Annotated in this window: 1 pseudogene; it reads right to left on the bottom strand. The window is 41.5% G+C overall.

Features of this window, described 5'->3' with window-relative positions:
* Positions 1-523 (bottom strand): annotated as a pseudogene (locus H5119_RS20095) (transposase); the annotation flags it as partial.

Below are 523 nucleotides of genomic sequence, written 5' to 3'. Positions count from 1 at the left end.
TGCTTGCCTTCTTTTGCGCATATTAGCCGTACTTGAGCACTGGTATGGTCTGATTCTTCTGGTGTCTTTGCCATTTTGGCTCTGATGGGGTTTAAATCTACATACGCCATGCAGGCCGCCAATGCGGCTTCATCTAATAACGCTTGCGAACTAAATCGTCCCTCCCAAAACCTGCCAGTGCAGTTATCTTCTTTATTTGCCCTGCGCGCAATGTCTTCATTTAACACTCGCATAAACCAGCTAATACTTGATAGACGTTCTCGATACTCCTTTACTGTTTGATTAAAAAAGATGAATTCAGCTTTACTTAACTTCTCACCTTGTATGTACTTTTGCGTTAACAATGTGCCTTTGCAGAGTTTATGCCAGCGAATAATAATCGCTTTATCATTCAGTCTATTCGCCTTTTTATCATCAACATACAGGACTAAGTGCGTATGATTGCTCATAACAGCATAAGCACAGACGTCAATACAAAATATCTTGGCTAACTCTAGCAGTTTGTCTTCAACCCACCCTCTGC

It is taken from the genome of Pseudoalteromonas sp. SG45-5, from assembly GCF_014164085.1.
Classification (GTDB): Bacteria; Pseudomonadota; Gammaproteobacteria; order Enterobacterales; family Alteromonadaceae; genus Pseudoalteromonas; species Pseudoalteromonas aliena.
This window is presented reverse-complemented; position numbering and strand designations above follow the sequence as displayed.